16 protein-coding genes are annotated in these 16,439 nt (G+C 51.6%); 6 read left to right on the top strand and 10 right to left on the bottom strand.

The window, feature by feature from the left end; translation table 11 throughout:
• Positions 1-216 precede the first annotated feature (216 nt).
• From secM to mutT, 3 genes are read left to right on the top strand one after another with little or no spacing between them, the layout of a single operon-like run.
• On the top strand, positions 217-720 hold the full coding sequence (gene secM, locus HV346_RS03775) for a secA translation cis-regulator SecM (RefSeq protein ID WP_181622256.1): 504 nt from the start codon (positions 217-219) through the stop codon (positions 718-720).
• Between the two features lie 59 nt (positions 721-779).
• Positions 780-3,485: a preprotein translocase subunit SecA gene (gene secA / locus HV346_RS03780; RefSeq protein ID WP_181622257.1), complete on the top strand. Its 2,706-nt coding sequence runs from the start codon at positions 780-782 to the stop codon at positions 3,483-3,485.
• Positions 3,486-3,542: 57 nt separating this feature from the next.
• On the top strand, positions 3,543-3,935 hold the full coding sequence (gene mutT, locus HV346_RS03785) for an 8-oxo-dGTP diphosphatase MutT (protein WP_181622258.1): 393 nt from the start codon (positions 3,543-3,545) through the stop codon (positions 3,933-3,935).
• A 31-nt stretch (positions 3,936-3,966) separates the two neighbouring features.
• Here mutT and yacG read toward each other — a convergent pair whose 3' ends face one another.
• Genes yacG through coaE form a run of 3 tightly spaced genes read right to left on the bottom strand, consistent with a single transcriptional unit; the run spans position 3,967 to position 5,537 of the window.
• Positions 3,967-4,164, bottom strand: a complete 198-nt coding sequence (yacG, locus tag HV346_RS03790) for a DNA gyrase inhibitor YacG (RefSeq protein ID WP_181622259.1) — start codon at positions 4,162-4,164, stop codon at positions 3,967-3,969.
• A gap of 9 nt (positions 4,165-4,173) precedes the next feature.
• A complete protein-coding gene (zapD, locus tag HV346_RS03795) occupies positions 4,174-4,917 on the bottom strand; it encodes a cell division protein ZapD (RefSeq protein WP_181622260.1) in 744 nt (247 codons plus the stop codon).
• Positions 4,917-5,537, bottom strand: a complete 621-nt coding sequence (gene coaE / locus HV346_RS03800) for a dephospho-CoA kinase (RefSeq protein WP_181622261.1) — start codon at positions 5,535-5,537, stop codon at positions 4,917-4,919. Before coaE ends, zapD begins: the two co-directional genes overlap by 1 nt.
• Positions 5,538-5,765: 228 nt before the next feature.
• On the opposite strand from coaE, the gene HV346_RS03805 reads away from it, so the two are divergent.
• The gene (locus HV346_RS03805) at positions 5,766-6,809 is read left to right on the top strand and encodes a GMP reductase (protein WP_181622262.1); all 1,044 of its coding nucleotides are present in this window, start codon (positions 5,766-5,768) and stop codon (positions 6,807-6,809) included.
• Between the two features lie 34 nt (positions 6,810-6,843).
• On the opposite strand, the gene hofC is transcribed toward HV346_RS03805, so the two are convergent.
• The 4 genes from hofC to nadC form a co-directional block, all read right to left on the bottom strand.
• Entirely contained in the window at positions 6,844-8,040 is a 1,197-nt protein-coding gene (gene hofC / locus HV346_RS03810; protein WP_181622263.1) for a protein transport protein HofC, read from the bottom strand.
• The gene (gspE, locus tag HV346_RS03815; protein WP_181623689.1) at positions 8,030-9,415 is read right to left on the bottom strand and encodes a type II secretion system protein GspE; all 1,386 of its coding nucleotides are present in this window, start codon (positions 9,413-9,415) and stop codon (positions 8,030-8,032) included. Before gspE ends, hofC begins: the two co-directional genes overlap by 11 nt.
• 12 nt (positions 9,416-9,427) lie before the next feature.
• Positions 9,428-9,865, bottom strand: a complete 438-nt coding sequence (ppdD, locus tag HV346_RS03820) for a prepilin peptidase-dependent pilin (RefSeq protein WP_181622264.1) — start codon at positions 9,863-9,865, stop codon at positions 9,428-9,430.
• 176 nt (positions 9,866-10,041) lie between these two features.
• A complete protein-coding gene (gene nadC, locus HV346_RS03825) occupies positions 10,042-10,935 on the bottom strand; it encodes a carboxylating nicotinate-nucleotide diphosphorylase (RefSeq protein WP_181622265.1) in 894 nt (297 codons plus the stop codon).
• Positions 10,936-11,022: 87 nt separating this feature from the next.
• Between nadC and ampD the strand changes: the two genes are divergently transcribed.
• Entirely contained in the window at positions 11,023-11,586 is a 564-nt protein-coding gene (ampD, locus tag HV346_RS03830) for a 1,6-anhydro-N-acetylmuramyl-L-alanine amidase AmpD (protein WP_181622266.1), read from the top strand.
• On the top strand, positions 11,583-12,437 hold the full coding sequence (ampE, locus tag HV346_RS03835) for a beta-lactamase regulator AmpE (RefSeq protein WP_181622267.1): 855 nt from the start codon (positions 11,583-11,585) through the stop codon (positions 12,435-12,437). Before ampD ends, ampE begins: the two co-directional genes overlap by 4 nt.
• 18 nt (positions 12,438-12,455) lie before the next feature.
• Here the strand turns inward: ampE and HV346_RS03840 are convergent, their stop codons facing one another.
• The 3 genes from HV346_RS03840 to aroP all read right to left on the bottom strand — a co-directional run bounded on the left by HV346_RS03840 (position 12,456) and on the right by aroP (position 16,349).
• The gene (locus HV346_RS03840) at positions 12,456-13,406 is read right to left on the bottom strand and encodes a family 43 glycosylhydrolase (RefSeq protein WP_181622268.1); all 951 of its coding nucleotides are present in this window, start codon (positions 13,404-13,406) and stop codon (positions 12,456-12,458) included.
• Between the two features lie 10 nt (positions 13,407-13,416).
• Positions 13,417-14,814, bottom strand: coding sequence for an MFS transporter (locus tag HV346_RS03845; protein ID WP_181622269.1), 1,398 nt, complete (start codon positions 14,812-14,814; stop codon positions 13,417-13,419).
• Between the two features lie 164 nt (positions 14,815-14,978).
• Positions 14,979-16,349, bottom strand: a complete 1,371-nt coding sequence (aroP, locus tag HV346_RS03850) for an aromatic amino acid transporter AroP (protein ID WP_181622270.1) — start codon at positions 16,347-16,349, stop codon at positions 14,979-14,981.
• Positions 16,350-16,439 lie beyond the last annotated feature (90 nt).

Genomic DNA, 16,439 nt, shown 5'->3' on the forward strand with positions numbered 1-16,439 from the left:
CAGTCGATTTTTCTTTTTCCCCCTTCTGATGCTTTTTCCTGCCCTTTTAACGTTTACTGAACATTGAAAATGTGCGCGTTAGCTGCATTCTTGACCGTTTTTACCTGGTGCATTACGTCATTCCTGCTGCTGTACAGTAGCTTTAGTGGTAATATCTGGGCGCTAAAAAGAATAAATGAACTCAGCTGGCACTGGCCGGCTTATGTGGTGGATTAGGTGAGCGGAATTCTGACGCGCTGGCGACAATTTGGCAGACGCTACTTCTGGCCGCATCTCTTATTAGGGATGGTCGCGGCGAGTTTCGGCTTGCCTGCGCTCAGCAACAGCGCTGAAGCGGCAACACCCACCAAAACCACCACGACAAAACATGATCTCTCTGCGCGGGTTAATTTTACTAACCTCGCGTTGCTGGAAGCCAATCGTCGTCCAAATTTCTCGGTTGATTACTGGCATCAGCATGCTATCCGCACGGTTATCCGCCACCTTTCGTTTGCAATGACGCCGCAGGTTATGCCTGTTGCAGAAGAGTCGTTGCCGGTTCAGGCTCAGCATCTCGCATTACTGGATACGCTCAACGCGTTGCTGACGCAGGAAAGCAAACCGCCGGTTATCGTCCGTCAGATGGCGAAAACTGCTTTTGTTCCTCCAGTCGTTTTTTCTGTGCCAGCCTGGATTAGCCAGGTTCAGGGCATTCGCGCCGGGCCTCTTTGCCTCAGCTAAATTAACTTTTTTCAATACCTTAATTTATCTGCCCATCACGGGGCGTTTGAGAATTTATTATGCTAATTAAATTATTAACCAAAGTTTTCGGTAGTCGTAACGATCGTACTCTGCGCCGCATGCGCAAAGCCGTCACCGTCATCAATGGCATGGAACCGGCGATGGAAAAGCTCACTGATGATGAGCTGAAAGCGAAAACCGGCGAGTTTCGTGCACGCCTTGAAAAAGGTGAAACCTTAGAAAGCTTGATCCCGGAAGCATTTGCCGTTGTGCGTGAGGCGAGTAAACGTGTTTTTGGCATGCGTCACTTCGACGTACAGCTGCTGGGCGGTATGGTCTTAAACGAACGCTGCATTGCAGAAATGCGTACTGGTGAAGGTAAAACACTGACTGCAACCCTGCCTGCTTATCTGAACGCGTTGACCGGCAAGGGCGTTCACGTGGTTACCGTCAACGACTATCTTGCGCAGCGCGATGCGGAAAACAACCGTCCGCTGTTTGAATTCCTGGGAATGACCGTAGGCATCAACATGTCTGGTCTGCCTGCTCCTGCAAAACGCGAAGCTTACGGTGCAGACATTACTTACGGTACTAACAACGAGTACGGCTTTGACTATCTGCGTGACAATATGGCGTTCAGCCCTGAAGAACGCGTACAGCGCAAACTGCACTATGCGCTGGTGGATGAGGTGGACTCCATCCTAATCGATGAAGCGCGTACTCCGCTTATCATCTCCGGTCCGGCTGAAGATAGCTCCGAGATGTACCGTAAAGTAGATAAAATTATTCCCCATCTGGTGCGTCAGGAGAAAGAAGATTCCGACACCTTCCAGGGTGAAGGCCACTTCTCTGTAGATGAAAAAGCGCGTCAGGTTAACCTGACAGAACGCGGCCTGGTAAAAATTGAAGAGCTGCTGGTTGCGCAGGGCATTATGGAAGAGGGCGAATCCCTTTACTCCCCGAGCAACATTATGTTGATGCACCACGTGACTGCGGCGTTACGTGCCCACGCGCTGTTCACCCGTGATGTGGACTACATTGTGAAAGACGGTGAAGTCATCATTGTTGATGAACATACTGGCCGTACCATGCAAGGCCGTCGCTGGTCTGATGGTCTTCACCAGGCGGTTGAAGCCAAAGAAGGCGTTGATATTCAAAACGAAAACCAGACGCTGGCGTCTATCACCTTCCAGAACTACTTCCGTCTGTACGAGAAGCTGGCAGGGATGACCGGTACTGCGGACACCGAAGCATTTGAATTCAGCTCCATCTATAAGCTGGATACTGTAGTCGTTCCAACCAACCGACCAATGATCCGTAAGGACATGCCGGATCTGGTGTACATGACCGAAGCGGAAAAAATTCAGGCAATCATCGAAGATATCCGCGAACGTACCGCAGCAGGACAGCCTGTGTTGGTGGGGACCATTTCGATTGAAAAATCTGAAGTTGTTTCACATGAACTGGATAAAGCTGGTATCAAGCACAACGTACTGAACGCCAAATTCCATGCGAAAGAAGCAGATATCGTTGCGCAAGCGGGCTATCCGGCTGCTGTGACTATTGCTACCAACATGGCGGGTCGTGGTACGGATATTATGCTCGGTGGTAGCTGGCAGGCCGAAGTGGCAGAGCTGGAAAATCCAACACCGGAACAGATCGCACAAATTAAAGCCGACTGGCAGGTGCGTCATGATGCCGTTCTGGCCTCTGGCGGTCTGCACATCATCGGTACTGAGCGCCATGAATCTCGCCGTATCGATAACCAGTTGCGTGGCCGTGCTGGTCGTCAGGGTGATGCCGGTTCTTCTCGTTTCTACCTGTCTATGGAAGATGCGCTGATGCGTATTTTCGCATCAGACCGTGTTTCCGGCATGATGCGTAAATTGGGTATGAAACCAGGTGAAGCGATTGAACACCCTTGGGTGACTAAAGCGATTGCCAATGCGCAGCGTAAAGTGGAAAGCCGCAACTTCGACATCCGTAAGCAACTGCTTGAATATGATGATGTAGCTAACGATCAACGCCGTGCAATCTACACCCAGCGTAACGAACTGCTGGATGTGTCCGACGTGAGCGAAACCATCAACAGCATTCGTGAAGACGTCTTCAAAGCGACTATTGACGGACATATCCCTCCGCAGTCTCTGGAAGAGATGTGGGATATCGAAGGTTTACAGGAACGCCTGAAAAACGACTTCGACCTCGAACTGCCAATCAAAGAGTGGCTGGACAAAGAGCCAGAACTGCACGAAGAAACGCTGCGCGAACGTATTTACGAAAACGCACTGGAAGTTTATAAGCGCAAAGAAGAAGTGGTTGGCGCTGAGATGATGCGTCACTTCGAGAAAGGCGTGATGCTGCAGACACTCGACTCCCTGTGGAAAGAGCACCTGGCCGCAATGGATTATCTGCGTCAGGGCATCCATCTGCGTGGTTATGCGCAGAAGGATCCGAAACAGGAGTACAAACGTGAATCTTTCGCTATGTTTGCCTCTATGCTGGAATCATTGAAATATGAAGTGATCAGCACCCTCAGCAAAGTACAGGTGCGTATGCCGGAAGAAGTGGAAGCGATGGAGCAACAACGTCGTGAAGAAGCTGAACGTCTGTCGCAGATGCAACAGCTGAGCCATCAGACTGATGAGAGTGAAGCTGCTGCAGCGATTGCCGCACAGACGGGTGATCGCAAAGTCGGGCGTAACGATCCGTGCCCGTGCGGCTCCGGTAAAAAATACAAGGCGTGCCACGGCCGTCTGAGCTAAGCACGTAAAAAATCAAAAAGGCGCAGATATCTGCGCCTTTTTTATGGAAGTGACAATATGAAAATACTGCAAATCGCTGTCGGGATTATCCGCAACCCACATAATCAAATCTTCATTACCCAACGTGCCGCCGATGCACACATGGCAAACAAGTGGGAATTTCCTGGAGGCAAAATTGAGTCAGGCGAAACGCCGGAACAGGCGCTGATTCGTGAACTTCAGGAAGAGGTGGGCATCACGCCTCTGAACCCCTCGCTTTTCGATAAACTTGAGTATCAGTTCCCGGATCGCCATATCACTTTGTGGTTCTGGCTGGTTGAGAACTGGGAAGGTGAACCCTGGGGAAAAGAAGGGCAACCGGGTAACTGGATTGAGCTTCAGGCGCTGGATGCCGACAAATTCCCGCCAGCAAATGAGCCTGTTATTACCCGATTAATACGAGGCGCTTGAGCCTGCTTAGCGAAACGCCAGCAGGCTTGTATTATGACTGCTGGTCTTCGCTCCAGTTATCACTATCAGAAAGATCGCCTGCGCTTGGAATGCGTTTCTCCTCTGCGGCCCACTCGCCTAAATCAATAAGCTGGCAGCGTTTAGAGCAGAAAGGGCGGAAAGGACTGCTTTCACCCCAGACAACGGTTTTTCCGCAGGTCGGGCAGTTGACCATGGTTACATCAGACATCGGTACTCCTTAACAGCAGGCCAGTTCAAAATCGAGGCGATCCGGCACTGTGCCATTTTCGCTATCCAGCGGCATGAATCGAATGGCAAAACGACTCTTATGCCCGGAAATCTGCGGATAAAGTTGATCGTTCAGTGACAAATTCAGACGCAGCAGATCGGCATCATCCCCATTATCCTGATAAAAACCGTTCAGACTGGTTTGTTTGCGGAACGGCGCTGAGTTTCGGATAAGATCGAGGATTAGCAAAAGTGTCTGCTGCATCGGCTCCAGACTGTTCAGCCAATTTTTTACCTGCGTATCACGCTGCTCTTGAGGCATGTGTAGCCACATATGAAGCGTTGGCAGGTCAAAACTACAGCACCCCCCTGGAATACTCAGGCGTTGACGAACCAGCCCGATGAGGCGGTCTTCCCGTAAAAATTGTCCCACACGTGGTGCAGACATCAGGACGCTGCTGCTGTTTTTCAGCTGTTGGCGAAGTGAGTCGATACGGCTCTGATCGACCCCTGGAACTTCCGTCCACGCCTGTAATTTGCGCTGTTGGCGCTCCAGCTCTTTCAGCAGCTCGGTGCGCACATCGCCGCGTTCGATCACATCCAGCAAGTCGCCCACATTGCGGAAAAAATGCAGTGCGGTGGCGTGGTCGCTAATCGGGAGGTGATGTGAAAGCTGTTGAATCAAAAATTCAATGCGTAACCAGGTACGCATTTTTTCGTTAAGTGGGTGCTCAAAAAGGATGTGAGTTGGCATTATGATTTTTCCTGTGCAACGGCCTGCGCGGCGAACGTCAGATACTGCTCGTGCAGACGGGCAACATCCGATGCAATGGCATCTGGTGCGCCGTTATTATCAATAACATCATCCGCAACAGCAAGGCGTGCTTCACGCGTGACCTGGGCGGCAAGAATTTGTTCAGCATGTGCTCGGGAAACGTTGTCCCGTGCCATTGTCCGTTGGATCTGAGTTTCGGGGGAAACATCGATGACCAGTACGCGATCGGCTTTTTTCTCAAGCTGATTTTCAACAAGCAATGGAACAACCCATAGCACGTAAGGGGATGTGGCATCTGCAATCTGACGCTGTGTTTCCTGATGGATAATGGGGTGGAGGAGGGCATTGAGCCAGGCTTTCTCCGCAGGCTGTGAAAAAATATGTTCACGAAGCCGACGCCGGTCAAGCGTGCCATCGGAATGAATTATTTCATCCCCGAAATGAGCCTGAATAGCGTTTAACGCAGGTGTATTTGGTTCTACCACCTGACGGGCAATGATATCAGCATCAATAATCGCGATGCCCAGATGAGAAAAAGCGTCTGCAACGGTACTTTTGCCACTACCGATGCCGCCCGTTAATGCGACGATGTACCCCATTAAATCAAATCCTGGGAATTATTCATTATTAAAATCAGTTGGTTAAATTTCAAACTTATCACGGCGAAAGGTTCAATCGCATCACCCGCTTTTTACCAGGTAAATTTATAGGATTGTAGCGTAAAAAAAGAGAATTTCGCAGTCTTGCGGAGCAGGTATTAGTGCGTATGATAACGTCACTGGAGTTGTGCTTTTAACATATTTGCCTCTAACCCCAGGAATCCGCACATGCGTATCGAAGAAGATCTGAAGTTAGGTTTCAAAGACGTTCTTATCCGCCCTAAACGCTCTACACTGAAAAGCCGCTCAGACGTTGAACTCGAACGTCAATTCACCTTTAAACATTCCGGTCAGACCTGGTCTGGCGTGCCAATCATCGCGGCCAATATGGACACGGTGGGGACGTTCGAGATGGCAGCTGCGCTGGCTAAATTTGACGTGCTGACTGCTGTTCACAAACACTACAGCTCAGAAGAGTGGAATGCGTTCGTTTCGTCTGCTTCTGAAGATGTGCTGAAGCATGTGATGGTATCTACGGGCACATCTGATGCCGACTTCGAAAAAACCAAACAAATTTTGAATGCTAACCCGGTGCTCAATTTTGTCTGTATTGACGTGGCAAATGGATATTCCGAGCACTTTGTGCAGTTTGTCAGCAAGGCGCGTCAAGCCTGGCCGACGAAAACCATTATCGCGGGCAACGTGGTCACGGGTGAAATGTGTGAAGAACTGATCCTTTCCGGCGCAGATATCGTGAAAGTGGGCATTGGCCCGGGGTCTGTCTGCACGACGCGTGTGAAAACAGGGGTAGGCTATCCGCAGCTCTCCGCCGTGATTGAGTGCGCTGATGCGGCGCATGGCCTTGGTGGTCAAATCATCAGTGACGGAGGGTGCACCATGCCTGGTGATGTTGCTAAAGCCTTTGGCGGCGGCGCAGACTTCGTGATGCTGGGTGGAATGCTGGCTGGCCATGAAGAGAGCGGCGGTGTTGTCGTTGAAGAAAATGGCGAGAAATTTATGCTGTTCTATGGCATGAGTTCTGAATCAGCGATGACTCGTCACGTGGGTGGCGTGGCAAAATATCGCGCCGCAGAAGGGAAAACCGTGAAGCTGCCTCTGCGTGGACCGGTAGAAAATACGGCGCGCGATGTCCTCGGTGGTCTGCGTTCAGCCTGCACCTATGTGGGCGCATCCCGCCTGAAAGAGCTGACGAAACGCACGACGTTTATCCGCGTTCAGGAACAAGAAAACCGCGTTTTCAATAGCCTGTAATCGTCTCCCGCTGGTGCATGCCTGTGCGCCAGCATTATCCTGCACTCATGGCATCGCCCAGATGAAAAATGGGCAGATACATCGCGACGACCAGCGTTCCGATAATCACACCTGTCACTATCAGCAATAAAGGCTCCAGAAGTGCGGCCAGCTCGTCAGCAAGCAGGAATGTTTGCTCGGTGTGGTGACGGGCAAGATTCGCCATCATGATATCGAGCGCCCCGGAAACTTCGCCTGTACGGACCAGTTGAATGCATAGCGGTGTGAATACCGTGGCTTTCTGGAGGGAGGACCAGACTGGCATTCCTTGCTCGATTCGTCCTCTGACTTCCTTGAGCCGTTCCTGCCAGAATAGATTATCAACGGTACTTTCGGCACTCTCCAGCCCTTGTAAAAAGGCAATGCCAGCGTGCTGGGTGAGTGTCAGCACCGTAAATATTTGCCCCAGCTTTTGTCCTTTAGCTAGCGATCCCAGTACCGGTATACTTAGAACAAAACGATGGCGAAAATGCTGCCAACGCGGATGCCGCCGTAGAATCCAGCCGAGACCAGCAGGGAAAAGCAGTGATGTAAGAAGTACCATTCCCCACTGATGAATAAATGCGGCCAGCCTCAGGATCCACTGTGTCAGCAAGGGAAGCGGTGTGCTAAAGGTTTTGTAGATAGCGGCGAACTCCGGTAATACCAGCGTAACCATGGCTATCACAACCGTTATCGCCAGCGTCAGAATGATCAACGGATAGCGCAGCGCTTTTTTCACTTTTGTGCTGAGTTGTTGTTGGGATTTTTGTTGCTCGGCAAGTTGCCGACAACACTCTTCCAGTTTTCCCGTTAGCTCGCCAGTTCTTACCATTGCGACATACAGCGGGCTAAAAACAGTAGGCCACTCTTTTAATGCTTCAGAGAATGCTCGTCCTTCGCTGAGATCGTCGGCGAGACTTTGCAGCAATGCCTGCCACTGTTTCAAAGGGTGCTGTTGCGCCAGCATATGCAGGCTTTCTGAGAGCGTGAGGCCAGCTTGCAACAATGTGGCGAGTTGCCTGAAAATCTCGTAGCAATGGTGTGTTTGCCACCGATACTTCTGCATACAGCGAGTGAGCTTCAACGGATAAAGCGCTTTTCGTATTAATTTTGCGTTGGCGGTTTCGCTATTTGTGGCCCAGATCGTACCATTTTGCAGTTCGCCTTCTTCTGTCATGGCCCGCCAGTGCCAGAGTTGGTTAGTCTCCATTGGGCATACCCAGCACGCGCAACAGTTCTTCTATAGTGGTCAATCCTTGTTCGATGGCCAGACAGCCATGTTCAAACAAAGACATCATTCCCGCTTGCCGGGCACTGGTTTCGACGACGTCTACAGACACCCCGCTGGCAATGGCTTGCCGGAGAGAATCATCGACGGTGAGTACTTCAAAAAGCGCAATGCGGCCATAAAACCCGTGATAGCAGCGATCGCAACCTGTGGCTTGCCACTGAGGGAGCTGTCGGGGCCATACTGAACGGGGAAGTGTCGTTTTGTCGGGAGCCTCTTTCCGGCAATGCGGGCACAGGCGACGAACAAGGCGTTGGGCAATAACCATAGAGAGTGCAGAAGAGAGCATCCAGCGGGCAACTCCCATTTGCTGTAGGCGAATCAACGTTTCAGCCGTTGAATTAGTGTGAAGAGTCGAAAGCACCAGATGTCCGGTTTGCGCGGCTTTAATGGCAATTTCTGCCGTTTCGCTATCACGGATTTCACCGACCATAATAATGTCCGGATCCTGGCGGAGCAGGGCGCGAAGCACGCTTTGAAACGTTAAGCCTGCACGGGGATTGATTTGTGTCTGGTTGAGTCCTGAAAGGGGGATCTCAATAGGGTCTTCTACACTGCAAATGTTGACGTCGGGAGTGTTCCGCGCCTGCAATGCACTGTAGAGAGTGACCGTTTTTCCGCTACCCGTAGGTCCTGTTACCAGGAGCAAACCTTGCGGCTTATTGAGTACCTCATCAAAGCGCCTTTGTTGGTCAGTGCTCATACCCAACTGATTAACCTCAAGCGCCTGTTGAACCTGGTGTAGTAAGCGGAGCACGATTTTTTCTCCGCCATTGCAGGGAAGTGTGGCGATGCGAAAGGAGACCGGGGTGTTAGCCAGTTCAACCGTAAACTGACCATCCTGCGGTAACCTGCGTTCTGCAATATCCAGCTGGCTCAGTACTTTTAACCGGGCGGTGAGAGTGGCCGCTAAGGCCACTGAAAGGGAGGGTTGCGGGTAGAGCACGCCATCAATGCGTAAACGAATCTGACAACCCTGCTCTGTTGGTTCTATGTGAATGTCGGATGCCCGTTGCTTTAACGCGTGCAAAAGCGTGCGGTTAAGAATATCGACAGCCGACCCAGTAGCCTCAGAGGTCACTGGCAGATGTGATTTTGCCATGGCCTGCTGGTGTTTCTCCATCCGCTCGACCGTCCAGCACTCGATATCAAGACGCTTTTGTGTGGTGAAGCGCAAAGCATCCATCAGCTCTGTCGTGGGATTGCCCACAACGGCGATACTGATCGTGTCGGCATCGCTGGTGAGTAACTGCGCCTGGTGACGCAGGCATAAGGTTGTGAGTTGTTCTAAATTCATCATCAGCTCCTGTTATTGACGTTCGAAGCGGAAGACGTCTTCACAGGCCTGTTTGAGCGAGGTGTCATTAGCGATATTGCAGTTTCGTACCCAGCCCGTCATGCCATTGCCATCATTCCATTGCGGTGTCATCACCACGTCAAGCCCGGTCAGGCTCTCCTGACCGGTGAGGGCCACTACCCCTTTTGCCACACTCATTCCGGAGACATAACGCGAAGTGGTTGGTGCGGGGATACCATTGCTGCCACCGTCACAGTTATCCACCCCACCATGATCCAGGGCGCAAAGCTCAATAGCGGTGCGATAGGGAATAAATGTTTGCAGCATATCGGTCAGGGCTGCTTTTCGAAGGTAGTTCTGGTAAGCCGGAACGCCAATTGCGCTCAAAATAGCAATAATGCCAATAACGACCATTAGCTCAATAAGGGTGAATCCCTGTTGTCTGTTCATTTCTGCTCCTTAGGTTAGATGGCGCTACTGTGGCAGCGCAAAGGCACAGAAACGAGGGGCAAAAAAGAGAACGTGAAGGGGCTTTCAGGCGTTTTCGGGAGAGTTACAGTTCAGGACAACAGATTTGCGTGTGTCTTCGTAATTCCCCTCCCCGATGGGAGAGGGGAAGCATGCGGCTATTTGAAGCGCATCGAAAGGTCGAGTGCCCGGATGTGTTTGGTGAGTGCCCCTACGGAGATAAAGTCCACACCAGTTTCGGCAAACTCACGCAGTGTCTCCTGAGTGACGTTACCGGAAACCTCAAGCTGTGCCTGACCATTGGTACGTTTAACGGCTTCACGCATCTGGTCGGTTTCGAAGTTATCCAGCATGATGATGTCGGCTCCGGCCTTGATGGCATCATCCAGTTCGTCCAGATTTTCCACCTCAACTTCGACCGGTACATCAGGGTGCAGCCAGAAGGCCTTTTCTACCGCCTGACGGACGGAGCCTGAAGCAATAATGTGGTTCTCTTTGATCAGGAAGGCGTCGGATAACCCCAGTCGATGGTTTGCCCCACCACCACACAGCACTGCGTACTTCAGTGCGGTGCGCAGGCCTGGCAGTGTTTTGCGGGTATCCAGCAATTGGGTATGCGTTCCTGCCAGCAGATCCACATAGCGGCGCACTTCACTCGCCACACCGGATAAGGTTTGCACGAAGTTAAGCGCGGTGCGTTCACCTGTCAGTAGCACACGGGATGGACCATCAAGTTCAAACAGTGACTGGTTGGCTGAAATAGCATCGCCATCTGCGACATGCCAGGTGACTTGAACGTCGTCACCCGCGAGTTGGGTAAAGACCTCTTCCACCCAACGTTTTCCGCAAAATACCCCGTCTTCACGGGTAATAATGACCGCGTGAGAGCGTGTCTCTTTTGGCAACAATTGTGCGGTAATATCGTTGTCGGCATTAACGTCGCCGCCCAGATCTTCTTTCAGGGCATGGGCAACGCTTGCCGGAATATCCATATTAATACGTTCCAGAAGCACGTCACGTCGGTGGTCGGGGTTATAGCGGCGAGGCGGCATGATAAAACTCCAAATTGGTAACGAATCATAATATTGAAACATGCTACTCTGAACCGGGTAACAGCACCATACATAAGGAGTTCCAGCATGTTGTTAGAAAACGGATGGCTGGTGGATGCGCGGCATGTGCCCTCGCCGCACCATGACAGCCGCCCGGAGGATGAGATGCCCTCACTGCTGGTTGTTCATAATATTAGTCTCCCACCGGGTGAGTTTGGCGGACCGTGGATCGATGCATTATTCACAGGAACGATTGATCCTGAAGCCCATCCTTTTTTTGCAGAGATTGCGCATCTGCGTGTTTCAGCGCATTGCTTGATCCGCCGTGACGGGGAAATTGTCCAGTATGTTCCATTTGATCAGCGCGCCTGGCATGCGGGTGTATCGCTGTATCAGGGGCGTGAGCGTTGCAATGATTTCTCTATTGGAATCGAACTGGAAGGCACGGACACCACACCGTATACCGATGCGCAATATCAGCAACTGGTTGCGGTGACACAGACGCTTATTGGATTGTATCCCGCCATTGCCGGGAATATCACGGGACACAGTGATATCGCGCCGGTAAGAAAAACCGATCCCGGACCGGCATTTGACTGGTCCCGGTTTCGCGCCATGCTTACCGCTTCGTCAGAAAAGGAGATGACATGACGTTGTTTACCATGCTGCTGGTTATGATCGCTGAACGGTTGTTTAAACTCGGCGAACACTGGCAATTGGATCATCGGCTGGAGGTGTTTTTCCGCCGCATTAAACATTTCTCTATGCTGCAAACGCTGTTGATGACGGCTGTCGTCATGCTTGTCGTGTTCTTGCTGCTGCGCTCGCTCCACGGTCTTTTTTTCAATGTGCCGCTGTTGGTGGTGTGGATCGTACTTGGCGTCTTGTGTATCGGGGCGGGCAAAGTGCGTTTGCACTATCATGCTTATCTGAAAGCTGCATCCCGCGATGATGCTCATGCCCGTGGTGCGATGGCGAGTGAATTAACGCTAATCCATGGCGTTCCACCGGATTGTAACGAACGTGAGTTTCTTCGCGAATTGCAAAACGCGCTGCTGTGGATTAACTATCGCTTTTATATTGCCCCGTTGTTCTGGTTTGTGGTGGGAGGCCCATGGGGGCCGGTATTGCTTATGGGATATGCGTTTCTGCGCGCCTGGCAAACCTGGCTTGCCCGCTACCTGACACCGCACGAACGTCTGCAATCGGGTATTGATGCCATTCTGCATGTGCTCGACTGGTTGCCGGTTCGCCTTGTTGGTGTGGTGTATGCGTTAATTGGCCACGGTGAGAAAGCGCTTCCTGCGTGGTTTGCTTCCCTTGCCGATCGCCACTCCTCGCAGTATCAGGTGTTAACCCGCCTGGCACAATTCTCCCTGGCGCGTGAACCTCATAGTGACAAAGTGGAAACGCCAAAAGCGGCCGTATCAATGGCGAAGAAAACGTCATTTGTGGTGGTCGTTATTGTGGCGCTGTTGACCATTTACGGTACGCTGGTTTAACCCAGCGCACCGTTGTCTTCAAAGCGTATCTGCGGGCGGGATGCCAAAATCAGGCATCCCATTTTCATTCCAGCGAACCAGTTTCAGGCGGGTATGGCGGTTGGGATCATAAAGCGGATCCCCTTCAATTTCGGTGTAGTTACGTGCGTGATACACCAGCACATCTTCGCCATCCTCTGTTTGCGTAAAGCTGTTATGCCCTGGTCCATACTGGCGGTTTTCATAGCTGGTGGTGAACACCGGGCGTGACGCTTTGTGCCAGTTGGCCGGATTTTGTGGGTCAGCATGCATATCTACCCACAGTAATCCCATGCAGTAGTTCTCATCGGTGGCGCTGGCGGAATAACTGATAAACAGTTTATTGCTATGTACCAACACTGCCGGGCCTTCATTGACCCAAAAACCGCGACACTCCCAGTCATACTCTGGTTTGCTGAGCATGACGGGCTCGCCCTTGAGCGTCCAGGGGTTTTCCATTTCACACAGATACAGGTTGGAATTGCCGGAAATATCCGGGGCTTTTTGCGCCCACAGATACCAGCGCTTGCCCTGATGGACAAACGTGGTTGCGTCCAGTGCAAAGGTATCGAATGGGGTTTTGATTTGCCCCTTTTCACGCCATGTTCCCGTGAGCGGATCGCTATGGGAACATTCCAGGGCGAACATGCGATGCTGGAACATGCCGAGTTTATCGAGCGCCTGGGTATGCGCAGCCGCAAAATAGATGTACCACTTACCATCAATGTGGTGCAGCTCGGGCGCCCAGATAAGCTCGCACATCGGGCCAGTGTCAGGTTTTCGCCACACCACCACGTCTTCAGCGCGGCGAAGGCCCTCCAGTGTGTCTGCGCGGCGGATTGCCAGCCTGTCATATTCCGGTACAGAGGCAATAAAATAGTACTGTCCATCATGACGCAGAATATAGGGGTCGGCACGTTGCTCAATAAACGGGTTTGGCCAGGTTTTCATTCGGCTTTCCTTATTTCGTCTCTGCGGCTTTCAGTTCCTGATAGTCGTTCAGTTCACGGTAATTGGTACGACGTTTTTCCAGATCGGCCTGTATTTGTTTCATCAATTCTCGATCCACTTTTAACAGGCGAACCACGCCAGCAGTGATCAAATATCCGACGCCTGGGATCACCGTAAACAGCAGTACGATCCCGTTGATGGCATCAGCACTTTGGGCTTTCGCGCCAGCGTCGTAACCGTACCAGGAGAGCAGGAAGCCCACCATAGCGCCCGCAACAGCCAGCCCCAACTTGAGGAAGAAAATATTGCCGGAGAAGCTGATTCCGGTGATACGTTTCCCTGTTTTCCATTCGCCATAATCATCAACATCCGCCATTAACGACCAGTGCAGCGGGGAAGGGATCTGATGCAAAATGTTCAGCAGGAAGTAGAGAACGACGATTGTGACTGTCGCTTTTGGATCGAAGAAGTAGAACGCGCTGGAGAAGATTGCCAGCACGATGTTGGTCCAGAAGAACACCTTTAATTTACACCAGCGGTCAGTTAACACTTTCGCCAGCATACTGCCGAGCATCATGCCCACTACGCCAAGGCTGATAAACAGCGTGGCAAAATGGGTGCTTTGCCCCATCACCCAGGTGACGTAATACATTGTTGCCGCCATGCGGATAAAGCCAGGACAGACGTTGCAGAGCGTGAGCAGCAGGATGCGCACCCATTGATCGTTTTTCCACACATCCTTGAGATCGTTTTTCAGCTCATCGTTGGTCTGAACAGCCGGGCGGACGCGCTCGCGTACAGTAGAAAAGCAAAACAGGAACATACATGTGCCGATCAGAGCCAGCACGGTCATCGCCATCTGGTAGCCCCTGGCTTTGTTATCGCCCCCAAACCAGTCGGCCATTGGCAACAGGGTTAATGACAGCAGTAACGTGGCAATGCCGACCAGCACAAAACGCCAGGACTGGCAGGCAACGCGCTCTTTCGGATCGTTGGTAATGACGCCGCCCAGCGAGCAATAGGGGATATTGATGGCCGTATAGGTGAGCGACAGCAGGAAATAGGTGACAAAGGCATAGATAACTTTGCTGTTGTAGCTCCAGTCCGGTGTGGTGAACATGAGGATGCTAAAGAGCGCGTAGGGGAAGGCAATCCATAATAACCATGGACGAAAACGACCATACTTGCTGCGGGTACGGTCGGCAATCGCTCCCATAATAGGGTCGGTTATTGCATCAATGACACGGACCGAAAGCAACAATACGCCAACCAGTGCAGGCGCTAGCCCAAAAATATCCGTATAGAAATAGTTAACAAACAACATAATAGCGCCGAAGATGATATTGCATCCCGCGTCGCCCATCCCATAGCCGATCTTTTCTTTCACTGATAATTTGGTGTTATCCATCGACAGCTCTCCGAGTAACGGTATGGAGAGAATTATTTGCCTGCAAATGAATATATGCGTTGCAGTATTGGGGTGGTGATATGGATTAAATGGCTATTGGCGCGAATTTGTGAGGGAGGTAACAACACGCTGTACCCGCGAAAAGCGGGTACAGCGGAGAGGGATTAATGTGCTTTTACTGCTTTGGCATTTTTCTGTTTACACAGGTAGCCGATACCGAGGATCACAATCCATACCGGGATCAGATAAACGGAGATCGCCATACCCGGAGTCATCAACATAATGACCAATACTGCCGCCATGAACAGCAGGCATACCCAGTTACCCAGAGGATAGAACAGCGCAGGGAAGCGAGTGGTCACGCCTTGCTGTTGTTTCGCACGGCGGAACTTGATGTGTGCCAGGCTAATCATCGCCCAGTTGATCACCAGAGCTGAGACCACCAGAGCCATCAGCAGGCCAAAAGCGGACTCCGGAGCCAGATAGTTAATCAGCACGCACAGTGCAGTCACAACGGCTGACACCAGGATGGTATTTACCGGTACACCACGCTTGTCGACGTTGAGCAATGCTTTCGGTGCGTTGCCTTGTTGCGCCAGACCGAACAGCATGCGACTGTTGCAGTATACGCAACTGTTGTACACCGACAGCGCTGCCGTCAGGACCACCACGTTCAGGGCATTCGCGACGAAAGTATCCCCCAGTTCATGGAAGATCAACACGAATGGACTGGTATCAGCCGTTACGCGTGTCCATGGCAGCAGAGAAAGCAGAACGGCCAGTGAACCCACATAGAAAATCAGAATACGGTAGATCACCTGGTTGGTGGCTTTCGGGATGCTCTGCTCCGGGTTATCCGCTTCTGCTGCGGTAATGCCGACCAGTTCCAGCCCCCCGAAGGAGAACATGATAATCGCCATCATCATGACAAGCCCGGTCATGCCGTGAGGCAGGAATCCACCTTGTTCCCACAGGTTACGAACGGTGGCTTGTGGGCCGCCGTTGCCGCTGAACAGCAGCCAGCCGCCAAAGATGATCATCGCAACAACCGCGATTACTTTGATGATAGCGAACCAGAACTCCATCTCCCCGAACACTTTTACGTTAGTCAGGTTGATGGCGTTAATGATAACGAAGAAGGCAGCCGCAGAAGCCCAGGTTGGGATATCCGGATACCAGAACTGAATATATTTACCCACAGCGGTCAGTTCAGCCATGGCAACCAGAACGTACAACACCCAGTAGTTCCAGCCAGAGGCGAAGCCCGCGAAACCTCCCCAGTATTTATAGGCGAAGTGACTGAAAGAGCCGGCCACCGGCTCTTCAACGACCATCTCACCTAGCTGACGCATGATCAGAAAAGCGATAAAACCAGCGATAGCGTAACCCAGAATAATGCCTGGACCGGCGGACTGGATTACGGATGCGCTCCCCAGAAACAGGCCTGTACCGATAGCACCACCCAATGCGATGAGCTGTATGTGGCGGTTTTTGAGGCCGCGCTTTAGCTGATCGCCGTGCTGTTGACCTTCCATTAGAAAACCTCGTGTGTGGTTGTTATGTTCACGCTCAGGCGTGTGTAATTATGAAAGTCCATTTCATGTATTATTTTCTTTACGGACTAA

The sequence above is a fragment of the Enterobacter sp. RHBSTW-00994 genome, from assembly GCF_013782625.1.
Lineage (GTDB): Bacteria > Pseudomonadota > Gammaproteobacteria > Enterobacterales > Enterobacteriaceae > Enterobacter.

Excerpts from the sequence above, each read along its gene's own strand:
- hofC (WP_181622263.1), bottom strand. The coding sequence starts at position 8,040 with ATGGAGACTAACCAACTCTGGCACTGGCGGGCCATGACAGAAGAAGGC.
- aroP (WP_181622270.1), bottom strand. The coding sequence starts at position 16,349 with ATGGAAGGTCAACAGCACGGCGATCAGCTAAAGCGCGGCCTCAAAAAC.
- yacG (WP_181622259.1), bottom strand. The coding sequence starts at position 4,164 with ATGTCTGATGTAACCATGGTCAACTGCCCGACCTGCGGAAAAACCGTT.
- HV346_RS03805 (WP_181622262.1), top strand. The coding sequence starts at position 5,766 with ATGCGTATCGAAGAAGATCTGAAGTTAGGTTTCAAAGACGTTCTTATC.
- gspE (WP_181623689.1), bottom strand. The coding sequence starts at position 9,415 with ATGAATTTAGAACAACTCACAACCTTATGCCTGCGTCACCAGGCGCAG.
- nadC (WP_181622265.1), bottom strand. The coding sequence starts at position 10,935 with ATGCCGCCTCGCCGCTATAACCCCGACCACCGACGTGACGTGCTTCTG.
- coaE (WP_181622261.1), bottom strand. The coding sequence starts at position 5,537 with ATGGGGTACATCGTCGCATTAACGGGCGGCATCGGTAGTGGCAAAAGT.
- ampD (WP_181622266.1), top strand. The coding sequence starts at position 11,023 with ATGTTGTTAGAAAACGGATGGCTGGTGGATGCGCGGCATGTGCCCTCG.
- mutT (WP_181622258.1), top strand. The coding sequence starts at position 3,543 with ATGAAAATACTGCAAATCGCTGTCGGGATTATCCGCAACCCACATAAT.
- HV346_RS03840 (WP_181622268.1), bottom strand. The coding sequence starts at position 13,406 with ATGAAAACCTGGCCAAACCCGTTTATTGAGCAACGTGCCGACCCCTAT.
- ampE (WP_181622267.1), top strand. The coding sequence starts at position 11,583 with ATGACGTTGTTTACCATGCTGCTGGTTATGATCGCTGAACGGTTGTTT.
- secA (WP_181622257.1), top strand. The coding sequence starts at position 780 with ATGCTAATTAAATTATTAACCAAAGTTTTCGGTAGTCGTAACGATCGT.
- zapD (WP_181622260.1), bottom strand. The coding sequence starts at position 4,917 with ATGCCAACTCACATCCTTTTTGAGCACCCACTTAACGAAAAAATGCGT.
- ppdD (WP_181622264.1), bottom strand. The coding sequence starts at position 9,865 with ATGAACAGACAACAGGGATTCACCCTTATTGAGCTAATGGTCGTTATT.
- HV346_RS03845 (WP_181622269.1), bottom strand. The coding sequence starts at position 14,814 with ATGGATAACACCAAATTATCAGTGAAAGAAAAGATCGGCTATGGGATG.